Here is a 20604-nt window from a genome sequence, read left to right as displayed (position 1 = left end):
GTGTTTTTCAGTACCCTTTCCCCATCCCGATCACGGAGCATCCCATGACCACCCAGGCGCCCATGCCGTTCGAGAAGTACCGGCCGTATCCCGCCGTCGAGCTTCCCGACCGCACCTGGCCGGGCCGACGCATCGAGTCGGCCCCCATCTGGTGCTCGGTCGACCTTCGCGACGGCAACCAGGCCCTCGTCGATCCGATGGATTCCACCCGCAAGCGGCGCCTGTGGGACCTGCTCGTGCAGATGGGCTTCAAGGAGATCGAGGTCGGGTTCCCGGCCGCGTCGCAGACCGACTTCGACTTCGTTCGTGAGCTGATCGAGGGCGGCCACATCCCGAACGACGTCACCATCCAGGTGCTCACCCAGGCCCGCAAGGACCTCATCGACCGCACGTTCGAGGCGATCGACGGCGCGCCGAGTGCCATCGTCCATCTCTACAACTCCACGTCGACGACGCAGCGCCGCGTCGTGTTCGGTCTCGACCGTGCGGGCATCGTCGACATCGCCGTCAACGGTGCCAGGGTCTGCATGGAAGGGCTCGAGCGCTCGAGCAACCCCGAATCGATCAGGTGGGAGTACTCGCCCGAGAGCTACACGGGGACCGAGCCCGAGTTCGCCATCGAGGTGTGCGAGGCGGTCATGGACGTGTTCCAGCCGACCGCGGAGAAGCCGTTGATCCTGAACCTGCCGGCCACGGTCGAGATGTCGACCCCGAATCTCTACGCTGACCTGATCGAGCGGTTCGATCGCGAGATCAAGAACCGCGACACCGTGCTGTTGTCGCTGCATCCCCACAACGATCGGGGCACGGCGGTGGCCGCGGCCGAGATGGGGCTGATGGCCGGCGCCGACCGGGTCGAGGGCACCCTCTTCGGCAACGGCGAACGCACCGGCAACGTCGACCTGGTCACCATCGGTCTCAACCTCTTCACGCAGGGTGTCGACCCGAAGCTCGACATGAGCGACATCGACGAGATGCGTCGCGTCTACGAGTTCTCCAACCGGATGACCATCGACCCCCGGCACCCCTATGTCGGTGATCTCGTCTACACCGCCTTCTCGGGGAGCCATCAGGACGCCATCAAGAAGGGCATGGCCGACATCTACGACGTCCAGCCCGGTGAGGCGCTCGTCGGCAACTACGACTCGTGGGACGTGCCCTACCTGCCGATCGATCCCCGTCACCTCGGCCGCAGCTACGAGGCGGTCATCCGGGTCAACAGCCAGTCGGGCAAGGGCGGCGTGGCCTATGTGCTCCTGCACGAGTACGGGCTGGATCTCCCGCGCGGCCTCCAGGTCGACTTCTCGAAGAAGATCCAGAAGGTGACCGAGGAATCCGGTACGGAGATCACGTCCTACGAGATCCATCGTCGCTTCATGGGTGAGTACGTCGAACCCGAACAGCGCACGATCGAGATCGTGGGCCACCGCGCCACCAGCGACACGATCGACAGTGGACTCACGACCCTCGAGGCCAAGATGATCATCGACGGCGAGGAGCGGATGATCACCGGCGACGGCAACGGTCCGATCGATGCGTTCGTCCGTGCCCTCACCGAGGTGGGGCTGTTCGAGGGCAAGATCGCCGACTACACCGAACACACGATGGGTGCCGGGTCCGACGCGACCGCCGCGGCCTACGTGGCGGTCGACACCGGTGCCCGCGATGTCGTGTGGGGGGTCGGCCTCCACGAGTCGATCGTGTCGGCCTCGCTGCGTGCCATCGTGTCGGCGGTCAACCGGATGCGGGCCTGACCCGCATCACCGCGTCGAGCGCGACCGACGCCACCAGGAGACCATCGGGCCGGTACCAGTTCGCGAAGCTGAGCGACCGTCCGTTGGCGGCCGAGGGCGTGTCGACGTCGAGCAGGTGCCAATCCGCGATCTCGACGGGGTGGTGGAACCAGACGGTGAAGTCGAGTCCGAACGACATCACCGTGCCGACATCGACGATCGAGTAGCCCTCGATCGGGCGCCAGGCCGACGCGACGAGGAACAGGTCGCTCGCCATCGTGAGCATCGCCGCGTTGGCGACGACGTCGTCGGTCGGCGTGCCGCGCCCACGCATCCAGTGGCGCTGTTGTGGCGGCGCTGCGGCATGGCCGTGGATCGGTGGGATGTTGAGATCGATCGACTCGAAACCGGCGCCCTCGATCGCCAGCTCCTCGGTCGGGGCGTCGACGTCGGGCATCGTGTGCTGGTGGCCGAGATCGGTGTCGTCGGGGGAGTGGAAGACGACGGTGGTCGTCGCGATCAGGTCGTCGCCCGAGGTGGTTTCGATCCTTCGGTCGGCGAAGGTGTTGGAGTCGGAGACGATGGCGACGGTGTGGCGGATCGGTTCGTGAGGCGTCGCCTGGCGAAGGAACCGGATACGCACGGAACGGGGGACCTTGCCGTCGGTGGTCTTGGCAGCGGCCACGAGGGCCTGGGCGCCCACGATGCCGCCGAACACCCACTTCGCCTTCGGCATCACGAGCCCCGGCCCGGTCCAGGTGAGCTCTCCGGCGTGGTCGAGTCGCAGGCCGGCGAGCAGATCGGCCGGCCGGCGGATGCGCGGCGTGCTCAGCGTTCTTCCCGGCGGTAGGGGATCCCGATCGCAGCGGGCGCGGGCGACGGCTTGTCCCGCGCCCGGATCGAGATCACGACGAGGACGGCGACCGTCAGGAGATACGGCGTCATGTCGAGCAGGATCGGCGAGAACTCGATGCCGAACACCCCGAGGCGGCTCTTGAGGGCCAGGGTGAACCCGAAGAGCAGGGCGCCGAGCGCGACCCGGCCCGGACGCCAGGCGCCGAAGATGACGAGGGCGACGGCGATCCATCCGCGCCCTGCGGTGAGGTTCTGGCTCCACGATCCGACCAGGTAGGTGGTGAGGTAGGCGCCGCTCGCGCCGGCGAATGCCCCTCCCACCATCACCGCAGCGAACCGCAGCCGCAGGACCGAGTGTCCGGCCGCGTCGGCGGTGGCCGCGGTCTCGCCGGCAGCCCGGAGGCCGAGCCCGACATCGGTCCGGTTGAGCACGAACCACACGACGATGCCGCTCAGGATCGCGCCATAGGTCACCGGCGAATGACGGAACACGATCTCACCGAACCACGGGATGTCGTCGAGCCCGGGGATCTCGACGTCACGAAACACCGATCGCCGGGCGTCGTCGGTGTAGCCGTCGCCCACGAAGTCGGCCAGGCCCAGCCCGAGAATGGTGAGCGCGAGTCCGCTCACGACCTGGTCGGCCCCGAGGCCGACGGCCGCCACCGCATGCACGAGCGAGAGCAGGGCTCCGGCGGCGGCGCCGGCGAGCAGGCCGGCCCATGGACTGCCGGTCTCGACGGCGACGATGAAGCCGACCGCGGCGCCGGTGGCCATCATCCCCTCGACGCCCAGGTTGAGGACGCCGGACTTCTCGGCGACGGTCTCGCCCAGCGCGGCGAGGTACAGCAGCGTGCCGAACTGCACTGCGGCGACCAGCAGGCCGATGACACTGGCCTCGGTGAAGGTGAAGGCGAGGATCATGCGGTGGGCACCTGACGATCGACGGCGACGACCCGGTAGTTCGAGAAGACGGCGGCACCGATGGCGCCGAACAGGATGAGCGCCTGGAGGATCGTCGACACGGCGGGGGAGACGCCGAGTGAGGTCTGGATGCTCTGGCCGCCGACCTGCACGGCTCCGAAGGCCAGCGCGACGAAGGGGAGGCCGCTCGGTTTCATCAGCGCCAACGCCGCGACGATGATCCCGGAGAAGCCGTAGCCGTTCGACAGCTGGGTGTTGAGACGGACCGCCGTTCCCGTCAGCTCGATGCCGCCGGCGAACCCGGCGACGGCCCCGGACAGGAGCAGGACGCCCAGCACCTTGCGGCGCATCGAGATGCCGGCGTAGGCCGCGGTCTGGCGTGATGACCCGGCGATGCGGAGCTCGTATCCCCACACGCTGCGGTTGATGAACCAGGCGAACGCCCCGATGACGGCGAGGGCGAGGAGTACACCGATGTGGGTTCGATCCCAGAGATCGCCGAGCTCGGCCTGCGCAGGTCGCTCGGTGATGTTCGGGAAGCCGAAGCCCTCCGGGTCCTTCCACGGGCCCTGCTCGAGATAGGTGATCAGGCGGATGGCGACCTCGGTGAGCATGAGGGTGGTGATGATCTCGCTCACGCCCAACTCGGCCTTGGCGAGTCCGGGGCCGAGCGCCCACAACGCGCCGCCGATCGCCGCCGCGAGCAACATGGCGATGATCAGCAGGGGTCCGGGCGCGTCGGGGAAGAGTCGGCCGACCAGTGTCGCCGCGGTGGCCCCGAAGAGGATCTGTCCCTCCGCCCCGATGTTCCAGAGGCCCATCGTCGCCGCGATCGACACGGCCAGGCCGGCCAGGGCGAGTGGCACCGCCCGATTGAAGGTGACACTCCACGTGTCGGTCGATCCCAGGGAGCGCTCCCACATCCGGCGGTAGACGTCGAGGGCGGGATCGCCCGAGATCTTCATCAGGATCGCGCCCGCCAGCAGGGCGAAGATCAATCCGGCCAGGAACGCGACCGGCTGGCCTCCACGCGTCGGGGTCTCCCGGCGGGCCAGAACGAGCCGTTTCATGCGTCGGCCCGCCTGCCGCCCATCATGGCTTCGCCGATCTCGGTTCGGCTGGTGGTGCGCGCGTCGAACTCGCCGACGATGCGACCCTCGACCATGACGATGATCCGGTCGGCGAGGGCGAGGAGTTCGTCGAGATCCTCGGAGATCATCAGCACTCCGGTGCCCTCGTCGCGCTGGGCGACGAGGAGTTGCTGGATCGCGCGGACTCCGGCGACGTCGAGCCCACGGGTCGGTTGCGAGGCGACGACCACCTCGGGGTTCCCACTGAGCTCGCGACCCAGCAGCAGCCGCTGCAGATTTCCGCCGGAGAGCGAGGCCATGGGGGCCTCCACCCGGCCGACCTTCACCTCGAACCGCTCGACGAGTCCGTCGCAGAAGGCCCGGGCGGTGGACCACGAGAGCAGGGGCCCGCGGCGCAGCGCCCGGTACTCCCGCATGATCGCGTTCTCGGTGATCGGCAACTTGGGCGCAAGGCCGACGCCGAGGCGGTCCTCCGGTACGTAGGCGAGTCCCGCCTTGTGTCGCGCTCGCGGGTGGGCGCCGGTGATGTCGGTGCCCATGACCTCGACGGTGCCGCCGATGGAACTCTGGAGGCCGGCGATGGCATCGGTGAGGGCCCGCTGCCCGTTGCCGGCCACGCCGGCGACGCCGAGAATCTCGCCCGACCGCAGATCGAACGAGACCCCGTCGAGGGCGGTGATCCCGCGGGCATCGACGACCCGCAGATCGCGGACCGACAGGGCGATGTCGCCGACGATCGTGTCCCGCCGGTTGACCGGTGGTGCGTCGACCTCGCCGACCATCAACCGGGCGAGTTCGCCGGCGTCGACGGAGGCGACCTCGACCGAGGCGGCCACGGTGCTGCCGCCGCGCAGGACGGTGGCTTCGTCACAGAACGCCGTCACCTCGTCGAGCTTGTGGGAGATGAAGATGACCGAGCGACCCTCGGCCACCATCCGCCGCAGCACGGCCCCCAGTTCTTCGGCCTCCTGAGGAGTCAGGACCGCGGTCGGCTCGTCGAGGATCAGGACGCGAGCATCGCGCCAGAGTGCCTTGAGGATCTCGACACGTTGCCGTTCGCCCATCGAGAGCTGCCACACCGGCCGTTCGGGCTCGGCTCGGAAACCGAACCGCTCGGCGAGGGCGGCCACTCCCGTGTCGATCCGAGCCCGGTTGACGATGTGGGGAGCGGCCCCGAGGACGACGTTCTCCGCGACGGTGAACGTCGGGACGAGCCGGAACTCCTGGTGCACCATGCCGACGCCGGCCCTGATCGCGTCGGCCGGCGACGAGAAGCGCATCTCCCGACCGTCGATACGGATGCTCCCCTCGTCGGGGCGGTAGACCCCGGCGAGACAGTTCATGAGGGTGGTCTTCCCGGCGCCGTTCTCACCGAGGACGGCGTGGACCGTTCCGGGGCGAACCGTGAGGCTCGCCCCGGAATTCGCGATCACACCGGGAAATCGCTTCCAGATGCCGTCGAGTTCGACGGCGGGAGTTGTCACCCCGCAGCGGAGCCGATGACGCCCTCGACGAAGTAGTCCATGCCGAGAAGTGCGCCGTCATCGGGGACCACGCCCTCGGCGATGACCTCGTTGCCGTCCTGGTCGTTGATCGGACCCGTGAACGGGTCCCACGTGCCGGCGATCATCTGATCGGTCAGGTCCTGGATCTGGGCCTTGGTCTCGTCGGACACGTCGTCGGCCAGGCTGCCGATCTGCACGATGCCGTCGTCCATGCCGCCCCAGTAGGAACCGCCGGCGTAGGTGCCGGCCGCGACCTGCTCGATCGCCGAGGCGTAGTACGGGCCCCAGTCCCACACGGCCGACGACAGGTAGGCCTCGGGAGCGAAGGCGCTCATGTCGCTGTTGTACGACACCCATCGGGCCCCGGCCGCCTCGGCGGCCTCGCCCGCGGCGGTGGAGTCCTGGTGCATGGCGATGACATCGGCGCCGCCCTCGAGCAGCGCGTTGGCGGCGTCGCCCTCGACCGCGGGATCGAACCAGGTGGAGGTCCAGTTGACCGTCACGGTCGCGTCCGGATTGGCGGCGCGCACACCGAGCGTGAAGGCATTGATGCCACGGATGACCTCCGGGATCGGGAAGGCCGCGACATAGCCGATGTTGCCGGTCGGACTCGCCGCGCCGGCGGTCAGGCCGGTCAGGTACCGGGCCTGGTAGATCCGACCGAAGTAGTTGCCGAAGTTCGTGTCGTTCGACTTGAACCCGGTCGCGTGCTCGAACGCCACATCGGGGAACTCGGCCGCAAGCGACTCCATCGCGTCCATGTAGCCGAACGACGTCGCGAAGATGACGTCGGCGCCGTCGGCGATGAAGTCGCGGACAGCCTGGTCGAACTCGGGGCTTCCCTCGGCGATGTTCTCCACGGTCACCGTGGTGGCGCCGGTCTGAGCCTCTGCGAACTGGCGACCCTGATCGTGGGCGTAGGTCCAGCCGGCATCGCCGGGTTCGCCGATGTAGATGAATGCTGCGGTGACGTCACTGGCGTCGCCGCCCGCGTCGCCGGAGTCATCGGTCGCGCCCGAATCGCCCGAATCGCCGGTGTCGTCGGCACTGTCGTCGGCACTGTCGTCGGCACTGTCGTCGCCGCACGAGGCGGCGAACAGCGTGAATCCGAGCAGGATGGCGAGGACAACGAGTAGTCGTCGTTTCATGAGTGGTTCCCTCCAAGGTGAATCGCCCGGAAACTTAGGTGATACACCGGGGGTGTCAATCGTTGGGGCCACAAATTCTCAGTCCCGAAACTCGGCAGAAACGATGCGGAAGATCGACGTGACGAAGCCACTCCCCATCGGTGAGTTCGCCCCGGCCCTCGCGCTTCCCGAACGGGGTACGACCGCGTTGGTCGGGGGAGGTGGAAAGACCACCGTGCTCTTCGCCCTCGGCCGCCAACTGCCGGGCACCGTCGTGCTCTCCACCACCACCAAGATGGGCAGCGATCGCACCGATGGGCTCGTGCCGCTGTCGAGCCCCACCGACGACGAGTTGGCGGCGACCCTGGCTCGCGACCGGGTGGTGTTGTGCTGGAACGGCATCGACGAACACCGCGCGCTCGGCTTCGCCCCCGACGTCGTGGCGCGCTGGACCGGACTCGCCGATCAGGTGGTGCTCGAGGCGGACGGCTCACGGCGAATGCCGTTCAAGGCCCCCGCTTCGCACGAACCGGTCGTCCCCGCGACGACGACCACCCTCGTTGCGTGTGTCGGCGCTGCGGCGTTGGGCCACCCCATCGGCCAGGTCTGCCATCGCCCCGAACTCGTCGCCGCGATCGCAGGATGCGGTGTCGACGACGAGCTCGATGCCGAGCGTCTGGCCCGGGTGTTGCTCGATCCGGCGGGCTCGCGCAAGGGATGTCCTCCGGGGGCGCGCTTCGTCGTCGTCGTGAACCAGGTCACCGATCGCCATCGGCCGCTGCTCGAACGGGTCGACGAGCTGTTGGGCGACGAGGCGGCGGTGATCGCGATCGCCCCGTTCGACCCCGAGGACTCGCCGAACCGGCCGGAGCGCTAACCGCGCGGCGGACGGCGCTCGCGGAAGAAGAACTCCTCGGCGTTGGTGCGCAGGAACCGCTCGAGCACGCCCTCGCGCAGGTCGAGCTGCTCGGCCTCGTCGATGACCCGCTTCATGGGGAGGACCGGATGGTCGCTGGCGAACATCACCTTGTGCTTGCCCCGGGTGTTCATGAAGTGCACGAACTCGTCGGGGAAGTGCCGTGGTGAATACGCCGACGTCATGATCGAGAGGTTGGCGTACTTGATCATCAGGCGCATCGCCGTGCCCCACCACGGGTCGGCGCCGTGGGCCATGCAGATCCGCAGCTCGGGGAAGCGGTAGCAGACGCGGTCGAGTTGGATCGGGTCCTGACACTCACCCGGCACGGGCGGTCCGGGGAGGCCCGTGTTGATCGACAGCGGCATGTCCATCTCGACGCACTTCGCGTAGAGCGGGTAGTAGACGGCATCGCTCGGCGGGACGTCGATGTCGAACGGGACCACGCGGGCCATGGCCACCGGGTACTCGGCGGCGAGGTCCTCGAGCCGCCACAGCTCGCGCATCAGTTTCTGGGGTCGGACGTAGGCGGCCAGCGCGAACCGGTCGGGCCGCTCGGTGACGAATTCGAGGATCCGCGGCTCGGGGTTCTTCACGCTGGTCGAGATGACGGCCTTCTCGACACCGGCCTCGTCCATCTGGGCGATCGTCTCGTCGATGGTCAGCGACCTGAAGAAGTCGTCGCCGCCCTTGAAGTAGTCCTCCTTCACCCGCTGGAGGAACTCGGCGGGGACGCCGTCGCCCATGTTGACGTTGACCCAGAGGTCGATGGCCCGGTGGTTGGTCATGGTGTCTCCAGAGTGCTGATCGCGTCGGGGAAGGCGAGGCCGTCGTCGATGATCTCGGGTGGCTGGGGTTCCCCGTCGACGAAGCGGATGATGCGGACCGTGCCGGTACCCGACCCCGGGCCGATTCCCCCGTCGTCGCTGATGACGAGCCCGAGATCGGCGTACCACAGCGTCCCGTCGGCCGTGGTGGCGAGCCCGTTGGGTGTCCCGGTCGAGTAGGGATCGGCCCCGAGCGTCTCGCCGGCCGGGGGGCGGAGGATCTCCCGCACGAACGCGCCGTCGGCGTCGTACTCGTTGATCGCTCCGGTGAAGACCGACGACACATACCAGCCGTCGGGCGCCCGGCTGATGCCGTTGGCGATACCGAGACCGCCGTCGGCCGGGTCGATGAACAGCTCCTTGTCCGCCGGTGCGCAATCGTCGATCGTCTCGGGCAGCCCGGAGTAGCGCCACACCCCGACGGTCGGCGGGCGGGCCGAAGCGACGAGGACGCCGTCGCCGTCGAGGGCGATCTGCTGGGCGGTCGCGATCCCGGTGTCGAGCTTGCAGTGCTCGGTGATCTCGCCCCGGTAGCTCGCCATTCCCTCGTCGGCATCGGGCGGGAAGAACATCATCAGCTGACCCGTGCCTTCCCCGAGCGCCTGGTTGCCGACGTCGGTGAGCACGATCCGTCCGTCGGCCAGCACCCCGCAGCCGAACATCTCGGGCTGGCTGTCGGCCTGCTGATAGGTGGGGATCAGCTTGCCGATCTGTACGCCCCGCAGCTCGTCGAACGTCTCGCCCTCGAGGGTGAAGATGCCCCATCCGGGGGCGACGTCGGGCTGGCCGGTGTCCTCGCCGGCGATGAAGGTGGTGGCGTCGAGGAAGCAGACCTGGCCGTTGAGATCGCGGCTGTCGGGATCGTCGTCGGTGGCGCGGGGGATGACGAGCTGCCGGTTGCCGTCGAGGTCGTAGGCCACGAGGTCGTTGCCCTGTCCCGAGAACACGATGGCGCCGCCGAGCTCGGGCGAGGGAGCAGCCGTCGTCGTGGACGTCGTGGACGTCGTGGACGTCGTGGACGTCGTGTCGGCGGTGGTCGAAGTGGTCGTGGTGGCGTCGGGTTCAGCGGCGGTGTCATCGCTGCACGCCGCAGCCACGAGGGCCAGCAGTGTGAACAAGAGGAGGGCAGGACGGTTCATTCGACTACCTGTTCATTCGATCACTCGGGTCTGGAGGGGTGGGCTGAAGGAGATGCTGTCGACGAGGCGGGAGAACCCGTCGACCGCGTCGGGCACCTCGTCGACATCGGCGAGAGCGAGGATGCTGATGCGGTTGTAGCTCGCGCCGGGTCGGGGCACGAACGAGCCGGTGCACGAGAACTCGGCGTCGAGGACGCAGAGGAATCCGCCGTTGGGCTCGTCGTCGCGTTCGGAGATCATCACGCCATAGGCGACGGCGCCGGCGGTGGCTGCGTCGCTGCCTTCGCGGATCCAGCCGGTCGGGTCACCGAGTCCGCTCGCGGTGACGGTCACCGAGAAGGGATCGGCCGTGATCGCGAGCGTGCCGGTGGGCTCGGTTCCCGGCGGCGGGTCCTTGAGCTCGAAGCTCAGCGTGCACGGCTCGTCGATGCACGCGCCCGCCGGGTCGACCAACCGCACCTCGGTATCGGCAACGTCGGGAGCGACGGTGGTGGTCGTCGAAGTGGTCGTCACGGCATCGGGATCGATCGTGAAACGGAACACGCCGCTGCGGGCCGACGGACCGGCCGATCCGGGTTCGCGGAAGCCGGCGACGGCCCACACGTCGTCGCCGATCGCGGCGATCCCGCCGCTGGCGAGGACACCGAGCGATTGCGACCAGACCACGTCACCGGTGGCCACGTCGACGGCGCGCAACACGGTGTCGATCGAGGCGACGAAGGCGAGGTCGCCGACCATCGTGGTGGGGGCGTAGCTCGGCTCGACCGCCAGCTGCTGCCAGCGGATCGCGCCCGTCGATTCGTCGAGCGCGTGCAGACACGGGCAGTCGCCGACCGCGGTGGCTCCGATGACCAGCCCCTCGCCGACGGCCGCCGGGCCGACGAACCCGCCGCTCGCGTAGCCGGGACGGATGTAGCCCTCCTCGGTCGCCTCCGTCGCCCACACGAGTTCACCTGTGTCGCGGTCGACCGCGTAGTAGTGGGCGTCCTTGTTGCCGAGGCCGACGAGGGCACGACCCGTGTCGGAGGTCAGGAGGTTGGGTGCGCCGGCGAAGTCGGTGTCGCGATCGTTCTCGGGATGGGGTTGGAACGACCATCGACGCTCGCCGGTCGTGGCGTCGAGGGCGATCAGCGCCTCGCTGTTCTCGTTCCAGCCTCCTCGCGCCGGTGGACAGTTGGCGGTGCCGATGAAGATGGTCTCGCGGTCGGCATCGAAGGTCGGGCTGCCCCACACGCCACCACACCCCGTTCGTGACCCTTGCTCGGGGTCGAAGTACCAGACCTCGGCGCCGGTCGCGAGGTCGAGGGCCAGGACGCCGGAACGGAACGGTGCGCCGTGGGCATCGAAGCCGACGACGACGAGTGATCCGATCACGAGGGGCGAGCCGAGTACCTCGCCGAACGGATCGGTCGTGACCGAGGACGACCATCGGATGCTGCCGTCGATCGGATCGAGCGAGTAGACGGTGTCGCCCGACGCGACCACCACGGCGTCGGCCCCGCCGGCACCGGGTCGGACGTAGGCCGCGCTGGCCGAGATCTGCCCGCCGTACTGCTGGGGATTGACGCGGAGCTGTCGCCGCCATCGCAGGTCGCCACTCGTTGCGTCGAGCGCGTAGAAGACCCCGGTCCAGTCGCCGACGAAAAGGGTGCCGTCGACGACGATCGGGGCGGCGCTGACGACGTCGTCGGTGGTGAAGAACCAGGCCTCGCGCAGGTCGGCGACCGTCCCGACGGAGAGGTTCGTGTCGCAGGCGCGGAAGGCCCGGGTCGCGTTCTGGCCGTAGGTCGGCCACTGGCACTCGATGCCCGTGGGGGCGCCGACGCCGGCGTCGACCGTGGCCGCGGGCAGCGGATCGTCGGCGGCGCAGGCCCCGGCCAGGAGCACGAGTGCGCCGAGCGCTCCGACGATCCGGCCCATCAGGGGGCCACCGCGATGACCGTCCAGTCGAGAATCTTCGGTTCGTCGTCCTCGCGATGGGCGGTTCCCTCGACCCGAACGGCGAACGCCCGACCGTTCCCCGCCGGTGCGACATCGAGCAGTGTGTGTCGGAACGACAGGAGGTCGCCCTCGAACGCCGGACCGGTGTGGTCACACCCGTGCCACCCGACGACCGTGGCCATTCCGGGCAGAACTCTCGAGAGCGACGCCTGCGCGAGTCCGACGACATGACCGCCGTAGACGAGTCGCTGCGGATACGGCGACTTCTCGGCGTCGCGATGGATCATGGCGAGGTTGTGGGTGAGACGAACCATTCCCGTGGCGCCGTCGATCACGTCGCGCATCGGGTCGGTGATCGTGTCGCCGGTCGCCCACGCCGTCGGTTCGCCGAGTGCGGTGAAGTCCCAGTGGGCGGGCACGAGCGCGGCGTAGGCGGCCAGGTCGAGGTCGCTGCCGCGGCCGAGATCGTCGGCATGACCGGGCGCGGTGGCATGGTCGGCTTGCGGGAGCATCGGGCAGCGCTCGTACTCGATTGCCGGTCGACCGTCGGCGGTGGTGACGATGTCGACGAGGACCTTTCCCCGTCGATCCCGGCCCTCGGTGTGAGAACCGTCGGCGAGGGCGGTGACGGTCACCACCGTGGCGATCGATTCGCCGAGCATGACGGGCCGGACGAGGCGAACGTCTCGATAGAACAGGTTGGCGATCGCCCGGCGGCTGATCGTCGTGCTCTGCCCGATCGACAGCTGCATGACGAGTCCGGGGCTGGCGAGGCGACCCGGTGATCCGGTGACGGCTTCGGTCACCGAGGCGTCGAGCGCCATGGGCAGGCGTTCGCCGACCCACGACTGGTACAGCGCCGCCATGCCCTCGTCGATCGTCATCGACGGCTGCCGGGGCAGCTCCTCGCCCACGCGGAGGTGATCGTAGAAGGGCCCGTCGAGCGGGATCACTGGATTCGAACGACCATCGGCAGGCCCCTTTCGCAATTGCCGGATTGTAGGAGCACGAGGCCTCTCGGGCGAGGTGTGCTGCGTAGGGGAGCGCCAGCATCTAGCCTGGCGAGGCTCCGGCGGCGAAGGCAGCGGCGAGCGTCGAAAATGAACTCTCGGAGGGTGACATGCGCAGTGGGAAGAGTCTGCTCAGGTGGATCGCGGTGTTGGCGGCGGTGATCCTGCTCGCGTCGGCGTGTGGCGACGACGGTGGCAGCAGCGACAGCACGAGCGCGGACGACACGTCGTCCGACGACAGCAGCACTGGCGACGACACGGGCTCCGGCGACGACACGGGCTCCGGGGACGACATGAGTTCCGGCGATGACATGAGTTCCGGCGACGACATGGGCACGGACGACACCCCGCTGACCGGGACGACACTCGATTGCGCCGAGATCCAGGCGGCGGTCGAGGCCGCCGGCGACCTCTCCACGATCGATGCCACCGGTGGCTCCGACCCCGAGGAGTTCGAGGCGAGCTTCAACCAGTCGCGAGCCGCGTTGGCGGCGCTCGGTGAAACGGCACCCGAGATCTCCGGCGAGGTCGAGCAGGCACTGGAGGGCTTCGATGCGCTGGGCGAGATCTTCGCAGGGCTCGACTGGAACACCGACTTCTCGGCGAACCCGCAGGCCGCCCTCGAACTCGCGGGCGCCATGGGCGACGCCGAGATCGTGGGCATGATTGGCGCGATGTCGGCCATCTCGGCTTGGATTGCCACCAGCTGCACGTCCTAGGGGGACCGTCATGCGTCGAATGCCCGTCATTGCCGTTCTGATCACGGTCGCACTGCTCGCGGGTGCGTGTGGCGACGACGCCGACACGTCGTCGCCGACCACGACCCCGTCGACCACCACTGTTGCGTCGACCACGACAGCCGACGCGACCACCACGACCACCGAGGCCACGACCACCACCGTCGAAGCCGCGGCGGCGGCAGTCGAACTCGTGTCGTATCCGTTCTGGGACAACGATGTGGCGGCCGAAGCGCCGGACGCGCTCGACGAGCTGGCGGCGGCCTACGTGGCCGGTCTCGGCGCCGACGAGGAGCCGGAGATGGAACGGTTCCTGTTCGGCGACCTTCCCGTCACGGTGTTCGACGAGGTGTTCGAGGGGACGACTCCCGAGCGTCGCCAGGAACTCATGTGGATGATGTGGGTGTCGGGCTACTTCGGCGGCCGTTGGCTGCGCGGCGAGATCGCCGATGCTCAGCCGGAGGCGCCGCTGGTCGGTTTCTCGAACACGCCGACGGAGGAGTCGTTCGCGGGGACCATCGGCCGGGCGAGCGACCGCCTCGCGTCGCTCGAGGGCGACGACGCTGCGATCCTGGAGGCGGCTCGCGCCGCACTGTTCGATCGCCCACCCGCCGAGGAGGGCGGCGATCCGATCCGAGGCCTCGCCGACAACTTCGGCTACAACCGGGGCTATCTCGAGGAGATCCTCAACACGCCACCCGAGGGGGTCGAGGCATCGCCCCAGTTCCAGGTGAACTGCGGCGGCCTGTTCGACTGCGTCTACACGACGCCGAAACTCGCGGTACTCGAAGAACTCGGCGACTTCCAGGCGCTGCTCAACAGCGAGAACCCACCCGATCCGGAGCTCGTCGCCGAGCTTCTGCCCGTGCAGGAAGCGGCGATCCCGCGTGGAGTGAGCGTGTGGAGCGGGGGCCTCTCGGTTCAGGGCTTCTCGCAGGAGAGCTACGACCAGCTGCTCGACGTCAGCTCGTCGTTCCTCGAGACGGTGCAGGCCGCGGCGCTGATCAACGCTCGCGCCGTGGCCGAGGACGATGTCGCCGCGGCGCAGACCGGTCTGGTCGCCGAGGCCGTCATGATCGTCTGGCTGGAGGCCTATCGAGCCGGACTCACCAATGGCGAGGGCGTCATCGAGCTTCCGACCTTCTCCTGACCGAGCCCGTGAGCGACCTCGTCGATCGCGTGGTCGTGATCACCGGCGCGACCCGGGGCATCGGCCGGGGCCTCGCCCGCCACATCGGCGGGCTCGGCGCTCGTGTTGTGATCACCGGCCGCAACCGCGAGCGGGTCGCAGACGCGGCGGCGGAACTCGACGGGCTCGGGATCGACCATCTGGCGCGCGCCGTCGATGTGGCGGATCGTGAGGCGATGCTGGCACTCGGCGCCGAGACCATGGAGACGTGGGGCCGGATCGACGGCCTGGTCGCCAACGCCCAGAGCTTCCGCCCGGTGACCCCGCTCGAGGAGGTGGCGGCGAGCGACATGGACCTGCTGTTCGACACCGGCCCGAAGGGCACGCTGTGGTCGATGCAGGCGGTGGTGCCCCACATGAAGACGAGGGGCTGGGGCCGCATCGTCACGATGGGGACGGCGATGGGGCTCACCGGGGCGGCCGGCTACGGACCCTACGCGGCGTCCAACGAGGCGATCCGGTCGCTCACCCGCACCGCCGCGAACGAGTGGGGTCGTGACGGGATCACGGTCAACTGCATCCTGCCGGCGTCGGCCGCGCATCGACTCGATCCGGGGTCGAGTCCGGAACGTACGGCGGCGTTCTCTGCCATGTACGACGACCATCCGATCGGTCGCGACGGCGATCCCGAACTCGACATCGCACCGGTGGTCGCGTTCCTGCTGTCCGACGCGAGCCGCTATGTCACCGGTCAGACGATCGGCGTCGATGGCGGCGGGATCCTGCGGGCCTGATCGGTCGCCGGATCAGCGGCGGGGTCGGCGGCTGGCCGAGCGGCTGTTCGCCCGGATACAGGTGCCCGTGATGCCCGACGACTCATCGGATGCCAGCCATGCGACGATCGCCGCGACCTCCTCCGGTTCGGTGAGTCGGGCGAGGTCGAGGTCTGCGGTGTGGGCGGCGACTCCTCCCTCCTGCTGGTCGAGATAGGCGAGCAGCGGCGCCGTCGCCGTCGGACCGGGCGTGACCGAGTTCGCTCGGATTCCCTCGTCGCCGTACTCGGTGGCGACCGTCTCCATCAACGAGATGACCCCGGCCTTCGCGGCGGCGTAGCCACCGAGGCCGTACTGGCCGCCGATCCCGGCGCCCGACGACATCGACACGATGCTCCCGCCCCTGCCGGTCAGCATGTGGGGGATCACGGCCCGCGTCGCGTAGAAGCAGGTGTCGAGGGTGAGTCGCTGCTGGAGGCGCCAGTCGTCGTCGGTGAGGTCGCCGATGCGGCCCGAGCGCGACACGCCGACGTTGTTGTAGAGCACATCGATGCGACCGTGGCCACGGGCCGCTTCGTCGACCCACATCGACACGAACTCCGGGTCGGACGCATCGCCTGCGAGGCCGCTGCCGCCGGTGTCTTCGACCACGGCAGCGAGCGCGTCGGCGTCGATGTCGTTGAGCCAGAGGATCGCGCCCTCGGCGGCGAAGCGGTGGGCCACGGCGGCACCGATGCCCGCTCCGGCGCCGGTGACCAGTGAGACCTTGCCGTCGAGGAGCATCAGGGCAGGGTTGTCGTCCGGGCCAGCTCGGCCGCCCTGTCGGCCATGCTCAGGACGACATCGCCGAAGGCCGCCATCTTCGGGTTGTCGGCCCCGCCCTGGACGAAGCGGGCGTAGCCACCCTCCAGCACGATCGCCATCTTGAAGCGGGCCAAGATCACGTAGTAGTCGATCTCGTCGACATCGCGCCCCGACACCGTCGCATACCGTTCGAGGAGATCGGCCCGATTGGGCATGCCCTCGTAGTCGACATAGCCCGAGCCGCTGCGGTCCTCGCCCTCGTCGGGCCAGCCCATGACGACCCAGGCGAGGTCGAGGAGTGGGTCGCCGACCGTGCCCATCTCCCAGTCGACGATCGCAGCCATGCGGGCCGGCGCGCCGTGATGGAACATCACGTTGGCGAACTGGTAGTCGCCGTGCATGATCCCCGGTACGTAGCTGCGGGGCCGCCGGTCGCGCAGCCAGGCGGCCGCCTCGTCGAGCCCGGGGATCTCGCGGAACGAGAAGGCGTCGAGGTGGGCCATCCAACGATCGACCTGGCGGTCGTGGAATCCCTCGGGTCGGCCGAGTCCCTCGAGCCCGCGGGCCTTCCAGTCGACCTTCGACAGCTCGGCGATCGCGTCGATCAGTTCGTAGGCGAGTGCCGGTCGGAGGCTCAGATCGGAGAGGAAGGGCTCGGGCCACTCCGGCTCGCTGATCGGCGACCATCCGTCGATGAACTCCATCAGATAGAAGGTGCTGCCGAGGATCGACGTGTCCTCGCAGGAGCCCCAGGCCCGACAGTGCGGCACCGGGGTGTCGGTCAACGCTTCGATGATCCGGTACTCGCGCAGCATCGTCTCGTTTCGGCCCTTGGGGACGACCCGCGGTGGCCGCCGTAGCGCCCAGCGGTTGTCACCCCGGGTGATCTCGAAGATCTCGTTCGACGCGCCCCCGGAGATGAACCGTGAAGAGATCGCCTCGCCTTCGCCGGGCAGCCCCTCGGCGTCCATCCACGCGCCGAGCTTGATCGGGTCGATCAGCCCCTCCGTTCGCGCAGCATCGTCGGTGGAGAGGCTGTCGTCGGTCGACAAGCTGTCGTCGTTCACGTGTGGGTCTCCTTCGGGTCCGGCCGTGCCGACAGCACGACGGGTTCATCTGTGGTCACGGCAACGACATCTCGTTGTTCGCCGTCGGTGACGCTGAGGACCATGCCGGCCTCGAGCGTCTCGTGGTGTCCCAGCCCCGGGGCCAGTACCGGCCGTTCCCAGCCCATGCCCAGGCCGCGCACGCGCCAGCCTTTGGTCGCGGCGCGGGCCAGATCCGTGTGGGTCGCCCCGGGGCGACATGCCGCCCACAGGGCACTGTCCTCGAGCCGACGCCCGTCGGCGAAGCTGCCACCGACGCCGCCTTCGTAGCCGGCGACCATCACGCCGACGTCGACCTCGTGCCGGTCGGGGAGCCGCCGGATCACGGGTCCCGACGACGGAATGGTGACGCCTCGTGCGGCGGTCGCTTCGATGATGCCGGACTCGCCGTTGCTCGGGTCGGCGAGAAAGGCATCGATCCCGGCCCAGGCGACGCCGCAGGCGGCGCGGATCAGTTCGACCTCTTCGGCGGACTTGATCCGGCGGGCTCGTGCGATCACGTCGTCGGCCGGAATGATCTCGGCGCCGGGCGCGATGCGGGCGACGGCCCGGGCGAACGACGGCGAGACCTCGTCGACCCCGATCCGGCGGGCCTCCGCGAGCCCGGGCACCGATGCCATGTGGCCGGCCATCACCCGCGGATTCCACGTCGACGGGTAGAGGTCCTCGGTCGACATCGTCGGTGGCAGACCCGCGTCCCAGCTCGACAGCACGTGGGTGCGCCCGCTCGACCCGACGACGATGCAGCCGGCACCGAATGGTCGTGTGCCCGCGGTCCAGAGGCGGTGCATCCCGGATGCGAAGTTCGCGTCGTCCTGGCGGCCGAGCACGAGTACGTCGAGCCCGGCATCGGCCATCGCGGCCAGCACCCGGTTGCGGCGATCCTCCACGAGCGAGGCGCTGGTCATGCGTGGTCCTGCGCGGGCGGCTCGAACGGCAGGTACCCCGGATGGCTCGTGAGCATCCGGCATCCGTCAGCGGTCACGACGACGATCTCCTCGGCCCGATAACTGGCGATGCCGTCACGCCACACGATCGGTTCGAGCACCAGGATCATTCCCTCGGCGAGCTCGTAGCCGTCGTCGAACTCGTCGCCGAGGTCGGACCCGATCATCGGCATCTCGGCGCTGTCGAGGCCGACCGCATGGGCGACGTAGAAGTGCGACAGCCAGGGTCGTTCGCCGCCGTTGGCATCCGTCGCGGCGCGACCCACATCGCCGAGGGTGGCGCCGGGCCGGATCGCGGAAATGGTCGCCGCCATGATGTGCTGCCATTGCTCGAAGCACGCCTGTTCATCGGCGTCGGGGGCTCGGCCGACGATCCAGGTGCGGCCGTAGTCCGACGCATAACCCTCGTGACCGTGGCCGGCGTCGACCCAGACGAGATCGCCTTCGGCGAACACGGGATCCTCGATGCCGGTCGGGAAGGCGACGCCACCGTCGGCCGTCGTCACGCCATCCTCGCGGCGACGGGGCATCACCTGGAAGATCGGGTCGATCTCGTTGTGGTCGCCGCCGAGTCGGCGCAGTTCGGCCAAGAACGCTCCGGCGACCTCGGATCGCCGGGCACCGGGCACGCATCGGGCCCGGGCGACCTCCATCGCCCGCTCGTTGACGATCTGGGCGTGTTCGATGCAGGCGACCTCGTCGTCGGTCTTGCACAGCCGGACCGGTCCGAGCACCCGTGTCGCATCGACCAGTTCGGCCCCGGCGAACACGTCGGCACGCGCCATCGCGCCGGTGATGGAGTCGACGGCGATCCGCATGCCGGTGAGCGGGCCGGCAGCATCGTGGATCGCCTGTACGAGGTCGGGAACGCCGTCGTCGAGCTCCGGCCAGAGCGGCGACCCGAGTACCGCGTCGAGTGCGCCGAGGCTCCCGTCGGGCGTGCGGCCGGTGGTGTGTGCGTGGAGTCGAGCCGGTCCCTGCGCCGGCACGATCGCGACCGGCCGGAGGTAGTTCACATGGCTGGCATCGACCGCGTCGGGTACGTAGCCGGTCGCGTAGGTGACATGCGGGGCGTGGAGCAGAACCGCGAGCGCAACATCCTGGCGCCGCATCTCGGCTTGGAGTCGGTCGAGACGGGTCCGGCGCATGCGGGCGAGGTCGGGAAGCGGGAGCTCCACGGCGGCGTTCATTCCGCCAGCATGCATCACATCTAACACTCGCGTCATGTGCGGACGCCGGTGCGCGGCCGAACCGGTGGCATCATTCCGCCAGGAGGCACTCATGGAAGTAGTGGATGTGACAGCCCGCGGTCGGGTGACGATCGTGACGATCACCCGCGAGGACAAGCGCAACGCGATCAACCGCGATGTCGCCGCAGGGCTCGACGCAGCGTTCAACGATTTCGAGGACGACCCCGATCAGTGGGTGGTCGTTCTCACGGGCGGGCCGAACCTGTTCTGCGCCGGCACCGACCTGAAGGACGGCCCGGGTCGTCCCACCGAACGCGGCGGCGAGTACGGCGTCATCCGTCGGCGCCGAACCAAGCCCATGATCGCCGCGGTCGAGGGGCTGGCGTTCGGTGGTGGCTTCGAGCTCTGCATGGCGAGCGACATGGTCGTGGCCGCCGACGACGCGCGGTTCGCACTTCCCGAGGTGAAGCGGGGCGTGATCGCCAACAGTGGCGCGCTGTTCCGGGCCGCCCGGCTCATGCCCCCAAACGTCGCCAAGGAGCTGTTGCTCACCGGCGCCGAGATCTCCGCCGATCGCGCCGCCCAGCTCGGCTTCGTCAACCGCGTCGTCGCCAAGGGCACGGCGCTCGACGAGGCCGTCCGCTTGGCCGAGCAGATCGCGGCCAACTCTCCGGTGTCGGTGCAGCAGACCCTCCAGGCCATCGACGCCGTGCTGCGCGGCACCGACGACGAGGGCTGGTCGGCCACCGCACGCGGCGTCGCCGAGGTGATGGCCTCGGACGACATGAAGGAAGGCGTTGCCGCGTTCCTCGAGAAGCGCGACCCGGAGTGGACCGGGCGATGACCGTGG

At 69.0% G+C, this 20604-nt stretch carries 19 protein-coding genes; 6 read left to right on the top strand and 13 right to left on the bottom strand.

The window, feature by feature from the left end:
• Window positions 1–44: 44 nt before the first annotated feature.
• Window positions 45–1754, top strand: coding sequence for a 2-isopropylmalate synthase (gene leuA / locus R2707_14785; GenBank protein MEZ5246365.1), 1710 nt, complete (start codon window positions 45–47; stop codon window positions 1752–1754).
• Here the strand turns inward: leuA and R2707_14780 are convergent.
• The 5 genes from R2707_14780 to R2707_14760 form a co-directional block, all read right to left on the bottom strand.
• Window positions 1735–2469 carry a thioesterase family protein gene (locus R2707_14780; GenBank protein MEZ5246364.1) on the bottom strand — a complete coding sequence of 245 codons (735 nt, stop codon included), beginning with the start codon at window positions 2467–2469 and terminating at the stop codon, window positions 1735–1737. The two genes, leuA and R2707_14780, sit on opposite strands and share 20 nt — an antisense overlap.
• Window positions 2470–2561: 92 nt before the next feature.
• Window positions 2562–3512, bottom strand: coding sequence for an ABC transporter permease (locus tag R2707_14775; protein MEZ5246363.1), 951 nt, complete (start codon window positions 3510–3512; stop codon window positions 2562–2564).
• Entirely contained in the window at window positions 3509–4582 is a 1074-nt protein-coding gene (locus R2707_14770) for an ABC transporter permease (protein MEZ5246362.1), read from the bottom strand. Before R2707_14770 ends, R2707_14775 begins: the two co-directional genes overlap by 4 nt.
• The gene (locus R2707_14765) at window positions 4579–6087 is read right to left on the bottom strand and encodes an ABC transporter ATP-binding protein (GenBank protein MEZ5246361.1); all 1509 of its coding nucleotides are present in this window, start codon (window positions 6085–6087) and stop codon (window positions 4579–4581) included. Before R2707_14765 ends, R2707_14770 begins: the two co-directional genes overlap by 4 nt.
• Window positions 6084–7256, bottom strand: coding sequence for a BMP family ABC transporter substrate-binding protein (locus tag R2707_14760; protein MEZ5246360.1), 1173 nt, complete (start codon window positions 7254–7256; stop codon window positions 6084–6086). Before R2707_14760 ends, R2707_14765 begins: the two co-directional genes overlap by 4 nt.
• A gap of 118 nt (window positions 7257–7374) precedes the next feature.
• Here R2707_14760 and yqeC point away from each other — a divergent pair, with 118 nt between their 5' ends.
• Window positions 7375–8112 (top strand): selenium cofactor biosynthesis protein YqeC, encoded by a 738-nt coding sequence (gene yqeC, locus R2707_14755; GenBank protein ID MEZ5246359.1) that lies wholly within the window; start codon window positions 7375–7377, stop codon window positions 8110–8112.
• Here yqeC and R2707_14750 read toward each other — a convergent pair.
• From R2707_14750 to R2707_14735, 4 genes are read right to left on the bottom strand one after another with little or no spacing between them, the layout of a single operon-like run.
• Complete coding sequence (locus R2707_14750) at window positions 8109–8939, bottom strand: amidohydrolase family protein (GenBank protein MEZ5246358.1); 831 nt, start codon at window positions 8937–8939, stop codon at window positions 8109–8111. The genes yqeC and R2707_14750 overlap by 4 nt on opposite strands.
• A complete protein-coding gene (locus tag R2707_14745; protein MEZ5246357.1) occupies window positions 8936–10117 on the bottom strand; it encodes a hypothetical protein in 1182 nt (393 codons plus the stop codon). Before R2707_14745 ends, R2707_14750 begins: the two co-directional genes overlap by 4 nt.
• Before the next feature lie 12 nt (window positions 10118–10129).
• On the bottom strand, window positions 10130–12037 hold the full coding sequence (locus tag R2707_14740) for a PQQ-binding-like beta-propeller repeat protein (protein MEZ5246356.1): 1908 nt from the start codon (window positions 12035–12037) through the stop codon (window positions 10130–10132).
• The gene (locus R2707_14735) at window positions 12037–12972 is read right to left on the bottom strand and encodes a hypothetical protein (protein ID MEZ5246355.1); all 936 of its coding nucleotides are present in this window, start codon (window positions 12970–12972) and stop codon (window positions 12037–12039) included. Before R2707_14735 ends, R2707_14740 begins: the two co-directional genes overlap by 1 nt.
• Before the next feature lie 206 nt (window positions 12973–13178).
• Here R2707_14735 and R2707_14730 point away from each other — a divergent pair, with 206 nt between their 5' ends.
• From R2707_14730 to R2707_14720, 3 genes are read left to right on the top strand one after another with little or no spacing between them, the layout of a single operon-like run.
• Window positions 13179–13787, top strand: coding sequence for a hypothetical protein (locus R2707_14730; protein MEZ5246354.1), 609 nt, complete (start codon window positions 13179–13181; stop codon window positions 13785–13787).
• Window positions 13788–13797: 10 nt separating this feature from the next.
• Window positions 13798–14955 carry a hypothetical protein gene (locus R2707_14725; protein ID MEZ5246353.1) on the top strand — a complete coding sequence of 386 codons (1158 nt, stop codon included), beginning with the start codon at window positions 13798–13800 and terminating at the stop codon, window positions 14953–14955.
• Between the two features lie 8 nt (window positions 14956–14963).
• Window positions 14964–15728, top strand: a complete 765-nt coding sequence (locus R2707_14720; protein ID MEZ5246352.1) for an SDR family NAD(P)-dependent oxidoreductase — start codon at window positions 14964–14966, stop codon at window positions 15726–15728.
• 12 nt (window positions 15729–15740) lie between these two features.
• Here the strand turns inward: R2707_14720 and R2707_14715 are convergent, their stop codons facing one another.
• The 4 genes from R2707_14715 to R2707_14700 are packed head-to-tail and all read right to left on the bottom strand — an operon-like array spanning window position 15741 to window position 19754.
• Window positions 15741–16490, bottom strand: coding sequence for an SDR family oxidoreductase (locus tag R2707_14715; protein MEZ5246351.1), 750 nt, complete (start codon window positions 16488–16490; stop codon window positions 15741–15743).
• A complete protein-coding gene (locus R2707_14710; protein MEZ5246350.1) occupies window positions 16490–17578 on the bottom strand; it encodes a phosphotransferase family protein in 1089 nt (362 codons plus the stop codon). The genes R2707_14715 and R2707_14710 overlap by 1 nt, the downstream gene beginning before the upstream one ends.
• Window positions 17575–18525, bottom strand: coding sequence for an aminopeptidase P family N-terminal domain-containing protein (locus R2707_14705; protein MEZ5246349.1), 951 nt, complete (start codon window positions 18523–18525; stop codon window positions 17575–17577). Before R2707_14705 ends, R2707_14710 begins: the two co-directional genes overlap by 4 nt.
• Window positions 18522–19754 carry a Xaa-Pro peptidase family protein gene (locus R2707_14700; protein ID MEZ5246348.1) on the bottom strand — a complete coding sequence of 411 codons (1233 nt, stop codon included), beginning with the start codon at window positions 19752–19754 and terminating at the stop codon, window positions 18522–18524. Before R2707_14700 ends, R2707_14705 begins: the two co-directional genes overlap by 4 nt.
• 91 nt (window positions 19755–19845) lie before the next feature.
• On the opposite strand from R2707_14700, the gene R2707_14695 reads away from it, so the two are divergent.
• On the top strand, window positions 19846–20598 hold the full coding sequence (locus tag R2707_14695; GenBank protein MEZ5246347.1) for an enoyl-CoA hydratase-related protein: 753 nt from the start codon (window positions 19846–19848) through the stop codon (window positions 20596–20598).
• Window positions 20599–20604 lie beyond the last annotated feature (6 nt).

Source organism: Acidimicrobiales bacterium (assembly GCA_041394245.1).
Lineage (GTDB): Bacteria > Actinomycetota > Acidimicrobiia > Acidimicrobiales > Aldehydirespiratoraceae > JAJRXC01.
The sequence above is the reverse complement of the archived record's forward strand: the minus strand, read 5'-3'. Positions and strand labels throughout refer to the sequence as shown.

What these genes read in the sequence shown, in the direction of transcription:
- leuA (MEZ5246365.1), top strand. Translation starts at nt 45, where the DNA reads ATGACCACCCAGGCGCCCATGCCGTTCGAGAAGTACCGGCCGTATCCC.
- R2707_14780 (MEZ5246364.1), bottom strand. Translation starts at nt 2,469, where the DNA reads ATGCCGAAGGCGAAGTGGGTGTTCGGCGGCATCGTGGGCGCCCAGGCC.
- R2707_14775 (MEZ5246363.1), bottom strand. Translation starts at nt 3,512, where the DNA reads ATGATCCTCGCCTTCACCTTCACCGAGGCCAGTGTCATCGGCCTGCTG.
- R2707_14770 (MEZ5246362.1), bottom strand. Translation starts at nt 4,582, where the DNA reads ATGAAACGGCTCGTTCTGGCCCGCCGGGAGACCCCGACGCGTGGAGGC.
- R2707_14760 (MEZ5246360.1), bottom strand. Translation starts at nt 7,256, where the DNA reads ATGAAACGACGACTACTCGTTGTCCTCGCCATCCTGCTCGGATTCACG.
- R2707_14750 (MEZ5246358.1), bottom strand. Translation starts at nt 8,939, where the DNA reads ATGACCAACCACCGGGCCATCGACCTCTGGGTCAACGTCAACATGGGC.
- R2707_14745 (MEZ5246357.1), bottom strand. Translation starts at nt 10,117, where the DNA reads ATGAACCGTCCTGCCCTCCTCTTGTTCACACTGCTGGCCCTCGTGGCT.
- R2707_14740 (MEZ5246356.1), bottom strand. Translation starts at nt 12,037, where the DNA reads ATGGGCCGGATCGTCGGAGCGCTCGGCGCACTCGTGCTCCTGGCCGGG.
- R2707_14730 (MEZ5246354.1), top strand. Translation starts at nt 13,179, where the DNA reads ATGCGCAGTGGGAAGAGTCTGCTCAGGTGGATCGCGGTGTTGGCGGCG.
- R2707_14725 (MEZ5246353.1), top strand. Translation starts at nt 13,798, where the DNA reads ATGCGTCGAATGCCCGTCATTGCCGTTCTGATCACGGTCGCACTGCTC.
- R2707_14715 (MEZ5246351.1), bottom strand. Translation starts at nt 16,490, where the DNA reads ATGCTCCTCGACGGCAAGGTCTCACTGGTCACCGGCGCCGGAGCGGGC.
- R2707_14705 (MEZ5246349.1), bottom strand. Translation starts at nt 18,525, where the DNA reads ATGACCAGCGCCTCGCTCGTGGAGGATCGCCGCAACCGGGTGCTGGCC.
- R2707_14700 (MEZ5246348.1), bottom strand. Translation starts at nt 19,754, where the DNA reads ATGAACGCCGCCGTGGAGCTCCCGCTTCCCGACCTCGCCCGCATGCGC.
- R2707_14695 (MEZ5246347.1), top strand. Translation starts at nt 19,846, where the DNA reads ATGGAAGTAGTGGATGTGACAGCCCGCGGTCGGGTGACGATCGTGACG.